Source organism: Trueperaceae bacterium, assembly GCA_019454765.1.
In the GTDB taxonomy this organism is placed as follows: Bacteria; Deinococcota; Deinococci; order Deinococcales; family Trueperaceae; genus JAAYYF01.
This window is the reverse complement of sequence record JACFNR010000006.1, coordinates 40,490-49,810: the sequence shown is the minus strand read 5'-3', so window position 1 is coordinate 49,810 and position 9,321 is coordinate 40,490. Positions and strand designations below refer to the sequence as shown.

Below are 9,321 nucleotides of genomic sequence, written 5' to 3'. Positions count from 1 at the left end.
GAGGCCCAGCCCGGCGCGACCCCCGGGACAGCGCCCACGCCGGGCGCCACGGCGCCCGCGCCCGGGACTCCCGAGACCGGGACTCCCGAGACCCCGTCGCAGGCGCCGGGCACCACCCCGCCCGCCCTGACGCAGGAGCCGCCCGCCGGCACCCCACCGACCGAGGGGTCGGAGAGCCAAGCGGCCGGCGGCGCGCTCGGCTACCCGGTCGTTCAGTTGACCGATGCGGGGGTCGTGGGGGTCCAGAACGGCAGCACGGTCTGGACGCTCGGCTTCGAGCCCGGCAGCGGCGAGACGGCCGGCGTCCTGCAGAGCGGCACCGAGGCGTACGTCGGCCACGGCAACAGCCTCCTCGTGGTGGACGCCCGCACTGGCGTCATCCACCGCCGCTACAGGCTGCCGGCCCAGGTCAGCGCCGTGACCTCCTCCGCCGGCGTGCCGGTGGTGACGATGACCTACTCGAACGGCGCCGAGGGGCGCATGGGGATCCTGCCCAGCGGGCCGGAGTCGCTCGAGCCGTTCGACGTCGACCCCAAGCTGTACGGCTGGCTCCGCACCGAGGCGGCCGTCGCCGACCCGGTGGCGCGGTTGAGCCAGGACCCCACCAACCCGTGGCTCTACCTCGAGGCGGCGCGCGCAGCGCAGCCCGGGAGCGCGGCCGAGGCCGACTACATCGAGGGGGCGCTCGAGAACGCCGCCACGTTCTACGAGGGGGCGCAGCTCGCACGCGAGCTCATGCGCTTCTCGCCTCCGCAGAACCAGGCCGCCGCCAGCGCCATGTACGCCGCCTTCGGCGACTTCGTTGCCCGCGGCTACCGCGCCCCGCTCCTGTTCGACCAGTCGCTGGCCGAATCGTACGGCTTCCCGCTCGGCGCCTTGAAGGCCGCCCTTGGCCGGGGCGACATGCAGGGCGCCGCCTTCTGGGCCGACTGGGTCTACCTGCTGGCAACGCCCGCCGTGCCGGAGACGCAGGCGGCGTTGAGGGAGTACTCCACCTACCTGCGCGCCGACGACCAGCGCGAGGCCGCCGACCGGTGGCTCGAGCGGTCACGCGAGGGGGGCGGCTTCGACCTGGCCTCCTCCGTGCGGCAGGCCGCCCTCGACGTTGGCCGGACGGGTTGGTACGGCGTGGCCGCCCTGCTCGTGGCGCTCCTGGCGCTCTACGTCGCCCTGGCCGCCAAGTACTGGCGCCCGCAGTCGGTGACGCTGCGGCGCGGCGGCTCCAAGAGCCCGTTGGCGCGCCTCTTCTTCCTGCGCTACGCGACGTTCACGGAGCGGCTCGTCGCCGTGCTCCTCCTCGCGGCCGCCATGGCGCTAACGGGCCTCCAGGGCTGGGCGCGCGACGGTGACGCGCTTCCCGGCGCGTGGGGCTCCGGTTCCTTGGCATCGGTCCCGGCGCTGGACGCCGTGGCGCGCACGGATGGCCACGGACCCGCCGTCGCCTTCGTCCGCGGCTTCGCGGAGCAGATGGCGGGCGCCACCGACCCCGCCGCGGAGGCGTACCGCGCGGCCCCGGACGACGCCGATGCCGTCAACAACCTGGGCGTGCTGCAAGACGACGCAGCCCTATTCCGACGCGCGCTCGACCTCAAGCCCGGCCTGCCCGCCGCCAACTTCAACCTCAGGCAGGGCCCGAACCCGTCTCGGCTCCTGGCCACCTTCGCGCCGGACGCCAAGGCGCTGGTGGTGCCGGACGAGACCCGTCTGCGCAGCGCCGTGGCCGGCTCGTTCCAGGGCGCCTTGGCGGGGGTGTTCACCGACCCGTGGACGGCCCTCACGGGCGTCGCGGGCGTGAACGTCGCTCACTGGCTCTGGCTCGTCATCGTGGTGGCGTTCCTGCTGATCGCGCTCCTCAACCTCGTCCAGCTCGTGCTGCCACGACCCAGGCTCGCGCGCAACGCGCCGCGCACGCCGCTCTACCACCTCCTCGCCCTTCTGCTGCCCGGAACGGGTCAGGCGGATGAGCTGTGGGGCGTGCTGCTGTCGGTGTCGTGGGCCATCTTCGGCGTCGACGCCCTGCTTCACTACTTCGCGCTCGGCGCGGCGCCCACCATCGGCCTCATGACGGACCTGATCGCGCTGGGGGTCATCTACCTCGTGAACCTGGTGACGTTCTTCGTCGAGCTGGCCTCGTACGGGCGCCGCATGCGGGCGCTTAAGGCCAACGACCCGGAGACGGCCAGGGCGTTCGGGCTGCGCGCGGGGGGCTGAACTGCTCCACGCGGAGGGTGGCGGGCGACAACACCTGACGGGCTACGCGCTCGTGGCGGTGGCGGCCGTGCTCTGGGCCCTCCTCGGGGTGTTCTCGAAGCGGCTGCTCGCCGCCGGGGTCGGTCCCGCCGAGATCGCGTTCTGGCGCGCCGCCATCGGCGGCACACTGTTCGTCGCCCACGCCGCGGCCGAGGGCCGGTTGCGGTTGCAGCGGCGCACCGACGCGCTGGCGTTCGTGGCGTTCGCGCTGGTCGGGGTGACGCTCTTCTACACCGCCCTCAACCAGGCCATCGAGGCGGGCGGGGTCAGCCTGGCGTTCATCCTCCTCTACTCGGCGCCGGCCTTCGTGGCGGTGCTGGCGGCGCTCCTCCTCGGCGAGCGCCTCACGCCCGTCAAGCTCGCGCTGGTCGTCATGTCGGTGGCGGGGGTCGCGCTGGTGGCGCAGGGGGGCGAGGCGGGGATGACGGTGAGCGTGCGGAGCGTGACCTGGGGCCTCGTCGCGGGTGCGTCCTACTCGAGCTACTACCTGTTCGGCAAGTGGATCCTCAGGCGCTACGGGCCGGCCACCATCTACGCCGTCGTCCTGCCGGTCGGCGCGCTGGGGTTGGTGCCGCTCGTGCCGTTCGAGGCCGTGAGGAGCGCCGACGCGCGGGTGTGGCTCGACCTCGTGCTCATGTCCGTGCTGTCCACGTACGCGGCCTACTTCGTGTACTACACGGGGTTGAGGCGCGTGGAGGCGTCGCGCGCCGTCCTCGTGGCCACGCTCGAGCCGGTGGTGGCGGCGGCGCTGGCGGCGTGGCTGTTCGGGGAGCGGCTGGGCCTCCTCGGCATGCTCGGGGGCGCGTTGGTGGTGGGGGCGGCCATGCTCTCGGCGCTCCCGCGCGCGCCGAGGAGGTCGCGCCTCACGGGGCCCGTCGCCTGAGCAGACGCGGGCGCGCGTTGACGACCCCAGTAGCGGGTGCTATGGTTGCACCATTATCAGCGTGCATGCATAAGCATCCGCTGGTCTTAGCTGCACCCAAGGCTCCACCCGGATCACCATGTCGACCAGCACGCGCAACCACCACCTCTGCAACCACGACAACCTACGATCCCGACGTAGCTGAGCGCGTCGGCGCCACCGCCAGGGGGCAGCGTGCACGCGCGCTGCCCGCCCGCGGCCGCCGCGCGCACTGCCCGTTCGGGTCACGCCCCAGATCAGGGCCGCGCCACCGACGCGGTCCCGCCACCGTCAAGGAGACAGCATGAGCGCCAGCAACCAGAACCAGGTCAAGAAGGTAGTCCTCGCCTACTCCGGCGGCCTCGACACCTCGGTGATCCTCCACTGGATCAAGGCCACGTACGGCGCCGAGGTCGTGGCCTTCACCGCCGACATCGGGCAGGGAGACGAGGTGGCGGAGGCGAAGGCCAAGGCGCTGCGCACGGGCGCCGTGGCGGCCTACGCCGTCGACCTGCAACGGGAGTTCGTGGAGGACTTCGTGTTCCCGGTCCTCCGGTCCGGCGCCACCTACGAGGGGTACTACCTCCTCGGCACCTCGTTCGCCCGCCCCCTCATCGCCAAGAAGATGATCGAGATCGCCGAGGCGGAGGGCGCGGACGCCGTCGCTCACGGCGCCACCGGCAAGGGCAACGACCAGGTGCGCTTCGAGCTCTCGGCGTACGCCCTCAAGCCCGACGTGCGCGTCATCGCGCCGTGGCGGGAGTGGGACCTGAAGGGACGCGAGGACTGCATCGCCTACGCGCGCGAGCACGACATCGACGTGCCCGTCACCAAGGAGAAGCCGTACTCCACCGACGCCAACCTGTTCCACATCTCCTACGAGGGCGGGGTGCTCGAGGACCCGTGGGCCGCGCCGCCCAAGGGGATGTGGAAGCTCACGGCCGACGCCGAGGACGCGCCTGCCGAGGGTCAGGTCGTCACCGTCGCGTTCGAGCACGGCAACCCCGTCGCCATCGACGGCGAACGCATGGCGCCCGTAGAGCTCCTCGCGAAGGCCAACGCCCTGGCGGGTCGGCACGGCGTCGGGCGCGTCGACATCGTCGAGAACCGCTTCGTGGGCATGAAGTCGCGGGGCTGCTACGAGACGCCGGGCGGCACGCTCCTCTACCACGCTCACAAGGCCGTGGAGTCGCTGACGCTCGACCGTCAGGTGCTGCAGCTCAGGGACGAGCTGGCGCCGCGCTACGCCGCCGCCGTCTACAACGGCTTCTGGTTCGCGCCCGAACGGGTGGCGCTCCAGCACCTCATGGACGACATCCAGACGAGCGTCACCGGCGAGGCGAGGCTCAAGCTCTACAAGGGAACCGTCACGCTGCTCGGGCGCCGCTCGCCCAACAGCCTCTACCGGCAGGACGTCGTGACGTTCGAGGAGGACAGCGTGTACCACCAGGCGGACGCCGACGGCTTCATCAAGCTGAACGCCCTGCGGCTCCGCATCGCCAAGCAGCTCGCGGCCGCCAAGGCCGAGGCCTAGGCGGGCGCCGTGCCGAGCCCGGCCGTCCTACCCAAGAAGCCGGGGTCCGACTACGCCCCGCCCCGGCTCCGCGAGGCCACCGTGGCCGACGCCGCGGCCCTCGCCGACCTCTACGCCGTGGCGCGGCCCCGGCTCGGCCTCGGCGCCGCCGACTTCCGGGCCTGGCTGGCGCTGAACGGCGCGCTCCTCGTCGAGGAGGAGATCGACGGCGTGGTGGCGGCCCTGCGCTACCAGGAGGAGGGCGACGGCTGGCGGGTCGAACCGATCGTCACCCACCCGGAGCATCGCGGCCAGGCGTACGGGCGCTGGCTCATGACGAAGGTCGAGGCCGACGCCATCCGCACCAACGTCCCCTGCCTCACCCTCACGCTCACCGACCCGGCCGTCCTCCCCTACTACCACCGCCTCGGCTACCGACCGAGCGGCACCGACCCCCTCGAGCTGTCCAAGCGCGTGGGCGGCGTCTGGCAGCGGCGGAACGGCACGCCGTGAAGGACAAGGCCGCCAAGGACGCGCGCATGTGGGGCGGCCGGTTCACCGAGCCCACTGACGCACTGGTTCAGCGCGTGAACGCCTCGATCGGCGTGGACGCCGCCATGGCGGAGGAGGACCTGCTCGGCTCACTGGCGCACGTGCGGATGCTCGCGCGCAGGGGCATAGTCACCGCCGAGGAGGGCGACGCCATCGTCGCCGGGCTCGAGCGGCTCCTCACCGACGTGCGGGCAGGCGCCATCACGTGGCGCGAGGACCTCGAGGACGTCCACATGAACCTGGAGTCGCTCCTCACCGAACGGATAGGCCCCGCCGGCGGCAAGCTCCACACGGCCCGCAGCCGCAACGACCAGGTGACCACCGACGCGCGCCTCTACCTGAGGCGCCGCGGGTCGGAACTGCGCGACCTCGTGGTCGAGCTGCGCCGCGTCCTCGTGGCGTTGGCGCACGAGCACGTGGACGTGATCATGCCGGGCTACACCCACCTGCAGGTCGCGCAGCCGGTCCGCTTCTCCCATCACCTGCTCGCGTACCACGAGATGTTCCGGCGCGACCAGGGCCGCCTCGAGGACGCGCTGGCGCGCGCCGACGTCTCCCCCCTTGGCGCCGGCGCCCTCGCCGGCACGACCTTCGACATCGACCGTCACCTCACCGCCGACCTGCTCGACTTCGGCGCCGTGGCCGCCAACTCGCTCGACGCCGTCTCCGACCGCGACTACATGCTCGAGACCCTGTCGGCGCTGGCCATACTGATGATGCACCTGTCGCGCCTCAGCGAGGAACTCATCCTGTGGTCGTCGGCGGAGTTCGGCTTCGTGACACTGAGCGACGCCTACACCACCGGCAGCTCGATCATGCCGCAGAAGAAGAACCCCGACGTGTGCGAGCTGGTGCGCGGCAAGACGGGGCGCGTCTACGGGTCCCTCGTCGGCCTGCTCACGGTCATGAAGGGGCTGCCCCTCGCCTACAACAAGGACATGCAGGAGGACAAGGAGGGGCTGTTCGACGCGTTGGCGACCGCGCGCGACTGCGTGCGGCTCTACCTCGGCATGTTGCCTCGCATGACCGTCAACGGCGCCCGCATGCGCGCAGCGGCCGGCCGCGGCTACTCGAACGCCACCGACCTCGCCGACTACCTCGTGCGCCGCGGCCTCCCGTTCCGGGAGGCACACCACGTCGTGGGGCGGCTCGTGGGCGTGGCGGTCGAACGGGGCGTCGCGCTCGAGGAGCTGCCCCTGGGCGACCTGCAGGCCGTCGCCGCGGCCATCGGGCCCGACGTCTACGAGGCCCTCGAGCTTGACGCCGTGGTCGACGCCAGGCGCTCGTATGGCGGCACGGCAAGGGAGCGCGTTCTCGAGCAGATTGCGGCCGCCGCCGCGGACCTCGCCGCCACGGCCCCCATGGCGCCGGCCGCCACCCGGGAGGAACCGTGAGCGACCAACCGCGCGTCCGCGCCGTGACGCGGGCCGCCGCCGACGCTCCCGCCCAGCAGGTGAGCGTCAGGCACGCCCGCGCCGAGGACGTGCCCCTTATATTCGAGAACATCGGTTACTGGGCCGCGCAGGGCCGCATGCTCGTCAGGCCGATGCAGAACATCTTCGAGAACCTGCGCGACTTCTTCGTGGCCGAGGTCGACGACGGCTCCGGCCCCCGCTTCGCCGGCAACGGCGCCATGCACATCCTGTGGGGCGACATCGCCGAGGTCAGGGGTCTGGCCGTGGCGCCCGACGTGCGCGCGCGCGGCGTCGGCAGGGCGCTGGTGGCCGCCTGCGAGGCCGAGGCGCGCCGCGTGGGCATCCCCGTGCTGTTCGCCTGGACGTACGAGGTGGAGTTCTTCGAGCGGTGCGGCTTCGAGCTGATCGACAAGACGCGCGACCTACACCCGCGGGTGTGGTCCGAGTGCCTGCGGTGCCCCTTCTACGTCGGCTGCAACGAGAACGGCGTCGTCAAGCGGCTCGACGGCGTCCCCATGCCGCACAACCTGCCGGAGCCGCCGCCGGCACAGGTGCCGCCCGGGATACCGTGACGCGCGCGGCCGGGGGCGTGCGCGGCGCGCCTCCAGCCGCCGGTATAGTCGCAGCGTGGCACCAAAGGTACTGCTCGCCCACACGGGTGGCACCATCGGCATGCGTCGGGGCGAGCGCGGCTACGCCCCGAGTCCCGGCTACCTGGCCGAGCTGTTCGCGCGCCTGCCCGAGCTGACCGACCCGCGCCTCCCCGCCACGGAGCTGGTGGAGTTCGCCCCCCTCCTCGACTCCGCCGACATGGTCCCCGCCGACTGGGTGCGCATCGCGCAGGAGGTCGCGCGGCGCCACGACGAGGTGGACGGCGTGGTCGTGCTGCACGGCACCGACACCATGGCGTTCACGTCGTCGGCCCTCTCCTTCCTGCTCGAGGGCCTGGCTAAGCCGGTGATCGTCACGGGTTCGCAGGTGCCGCTCACCGAGCTGAGGTCGGACGCGAGAGAGAACCTCGTCACCTCCCTGCAGCTGGCGGTGCGCCCCGACCTCCACGAGGTCTGCGTCTACTTCTCGGGGGTGCTGCTGCGCGGCAACCGCGCCACCAAGGTGTCGGCGGCGGGCTTCGACGCGTTCGAGTCGCCGAACGAGGCCCCGCTCGCCCGCGTGGGCATCGACGTGGAACTGCGGCCCGGCGCCGCGCGGCCCGCGCAACCCGGACCGGTCGGGGTGCGCCGCCTGCGCGACGTGACCGTGGCCGCCGTCAGGCTCTTCCCCGGCGTCAGCGCGCGCTTCCTGCGCCACGTGCTCCAGGAACCGCTCGAGGGCCTCGTGCTGGAGACGTACGGGGCGGGCAACGCCCCCACCCGCGACCCGGCGCTCCTCCGGGAACTGGCCGCCGCCGTCGAGCGCGGAGTGGTCGTCGTCAACACCACGCAGTGCCTGCGCGGGCGCGTCGACATGAGCGGCTACGCCACGGGCGCCGCGCTGGCCGAGACCGGCGTGGTTGGCGGCGCCGACATGACCCCGGAGGCGGCCCTGACCAAGCTCATCTACCTGCTGGGAGGCGGCCTAGACCCCGCAGCGGCGCGGGAGGCCATGACCCGAGACCTGCGCGGCGAGCTGACGCCCGCCTGAGGCCCTCGGACCGGCGGCGCCGGCCCGAGGCCCTCGGACGCACCACGCCCGCGAAGCCCGCGCGGAGCGCCGCCTCGCCCGCGCCCCGTCACGGCGGCCGGGCGGCGCGCCGTTATGCTGGCGGGGTGTCCGACCACGACCTCTTCGAACCCGCCGCCGTCGACCCCCCCGGCGTCGACGCGAGCCTCGTAAGGCCGGGCGCGGTGCACCCGCAGCTGCCCGGCGCGAGCCTCGACCACGTGGGCGTGGCGGTCCCGCGCCTGGACGCCGGCGCGGCCCCGTTCCTGCTGCTGGGGCTCGCTCCCGCCGGCGCCGACGAGCCGGTGGCCGGCCAGAAGGTGATCGTGCGCACCCTGCGCGCCGGCGACGTGCTGCTAGAGCTCCTCGCACCCACTCACGACGACAGCCCGGTGGCGCGCTTCCTCGCGCGGCGCGGGCCCGGCCTCCATCACCTGGCGTTCCGCGTCAACGACCTGGACGCGGAGATCGCCCGGCTGCAGCGTGACGGCGCCGAGTTCGTCGACACCACCCCACGACCCGGCGTCCACGGCACCCGGGTGGCGTTCCTCCACCCGCGCTTCGGCGGCGGCGTCCTCGTCGAGCTCGTCGAGCACCCGCGCGGCTGATGGCTGCCCCCCCGACCGCCCACCGAGGCCCCGCCGGCGAGCGTCCGTGGCGCCGCCGCCCGACCTGGCTGGTCGCGGTCGGGTGGACGGCGGCCGTCGCGTGGGCGGCGTTCCTCTTCGCCGAGTCGAGCTCGTCCACGGCGGGCGCCTTCCTCGCCAACCTGCCTCCGGGTAGCGACAAGGTCGTGCACGCCGGCGCCTTCGGCCTCCTCGGCGCCCTCGTGACGCTCGCCAGCGGCAAGCCACTGCTCGGCGTCGGCATCGCGCTCGGCTACGGCGTCAGCGACGAGATCCACCAGTGGTTCGTGCCCGAGCGCGCCCCCGAGCTGCTGGACGTGCTGGCCGACACCGTGGGCGGCGCCATCGGCGCCTTCTGCGTCGATGGCCTGGCTCGCAGGCGCTACCGCAGGTCATTACAATGAC

At 73.1% G+C, this 9,321-nt stretch carries 9 protein-coding genes; all 9 read left to right on the top strand.

The window, feature by feature from the left end; translation table 11 throughout:
* Positions 1–216: 216 nt before the first annotated feature.
* The 9 genes from H3C53_03255 to H3C53_03215 all read left to right on the top strand — a co-directional run bounded on the left by H3C53_03255 (position 217) and on the right by H3C53_03215 (position 9,320).
* On the top strand, positions 217–2,211 hold the full coding sequence (locus tag H3C53_03255) for a hypothetical protein (protein MBW7915692.1): 1,995 nt from the start codon (positions 217–219) through the stop codon (positions 2,209–2,211).
* Between the two features lie 34 nt (positions 2,212–2,245).
* Positions 2,246–3,133: a DMT family transporter gene (locus tag H3C53_03250; GenBank protein MBW7915691.1), complete on the top strand. Its 888-nt coding sequence runs from the start codon at positions 2,246–2,248 to the stop codon at positions 3,131–3,133.
* Positions 3,134–3,455: 322 nt separating this feature from the next.
* Positions 3,456–4,685, top strand: a complete 1,230-nt coding sequence (locus H3C53_03245; protein MBW7915690.1) for an argininosuccinate synthase — start codon at positions 3,456–3,458, stop codon at positions 4,683–4,685.
* A gap of 9 nt (positions 4,686–4,694) precedes the next feature.
* Positions 4,695–5,177 carry a GNAT family N-acetyltransferase gene (locus H3C53_03240; protein MBW7915689.1) on the top strand — a complete coding sequence of 161 codons (483 nt, stop codon included), beginning with the start codon at positions 4,695–4,697 and terminating at the stop codon, positions 5,175–5,177.
* 26 nt (positions 5,178–5,203) lie between these two features.
* Positions 5,204–6,610, top strand: a complete 1,407-nt coding sequence (gene argH, locus H3C53_03235) for an argininosuccinate lyase (GenBank protein MBW7915688.1) — start codon at positions 5,204–5,206, stop codon at positions 6,608–6,610.
* Between the two features lie 23 nt (positions 6,611–6,633).
* Positions 6,634–7,203, top strand: a complete 570-nt coding sequence (locus tag H3C53_03230) for an N-acetyltransferase (GenBank protein MBW7915687.1) — start codon at positions 6,634–6,636, stop codon at positions 7,201–7,203.
* A 100-nt stretch (positions 7,204–7,303) separates the two neighbouring features.
* Positions 7,304–8,272: an asparaginase gene (gene ansA, locus H3C53_03225; GenBank protein MBW7915686.1), complete on the top strand. Its 969-nt coding sequence runs from the start codon at positions 7,304–7,306 to the stop codon at positions 8,270–8,272.
* Positions 8,273–8,475: 203 nt separating this feature from the next.
* Positions 8,476–8,898 carry a methylmalonyl-CoA epimerase gene (gene mce / locus H3C53_03220; GenBank protein ID MBW7915685.1) on the top strand — a complete coding sequence of 141 codons (423 nt, stop codon included), beginning with the start codon at positions 8,476–8,478 and terminating at the stop codon, positions 8,896–8,898.
* A complete protein-coding gene (locus H3C53_03215; protein MBW7915684.1) occupies positions 8,898–9,320 on the top strand; it encodes a VanZ family protein in 423 nt (140 codons plus the stop codon). Before mce ends, H3C53_03215 begins: the two co-directional genes overlap by 1 nt.
* Position 9,321 lies beyond the last annotated feature (1 nt).